Source organism: Neisseria sp. P0021.S007 (genome assembly GCF_051956855.1).
In genome coordinates, this window is record NZ_JBQCXA010001169.1 from 1 (window position 1) to 522 (window position 522).

At 52.5% G+C, this 522-nt stretch carries 1 protein-coding gene; it reads left to right on the forward strand.

The window, feature by feature from the left end; genetic code table 11:
- The coding region (locus ACTHUR_RS18095) for an oxidoreductase (protein WP_440400134.1) at positions 1 to 484 on the forward strand (484 nt) is incomplete at its 5' end.
- Between the last annotated feature and the right edge of the window lie 38 nt (positions 485 to 522).

The following is a 522-nucleotide window of genomic DNA, read 5'->3' on the forward strand; positions in this document are numbered from 1 at the left end:
CGGCTACCGCTTCTCCCCTGAAGAGCCGGGTGACAACGGCTTAACCATGACCGAAACCGGCGCACTGATTGACGCATTGGTACAAAAACCGCTGCAATATTTGCACGTTTCCCTGTGGGAATTTGATAAAAAAATCCGTCGCGGCGGCGATACAGCCCAAACCCGTATGCAGTTTATCCACGAACGCATCAACGGCAAACTGCCGCTTATCGGCGTAGGCAACCTGTTTACCGCCGACCAAATTTTGGCCGCCTATGAAACCGGCTGGGCAGAATTTATCGCCTTGGGCAAAACCGTGATGATTAATCCGCACATCGCCACGCAAATCCGTGAAGGCCGCGAAGATGAAATCGAAACGCAACTCGATCCGACGCGCGCCGACCATTACGGCCTTCCCGACACCTTGTGGGGATTTGCCTCCAGTGGTACGCAATCATGGCTGCCGCCGGTAAAAGGCGCAGAATGGAAACCGATGGATATTTAATCATCGATTCATAAACAAAGGCCGTCTGAAACTTTTCA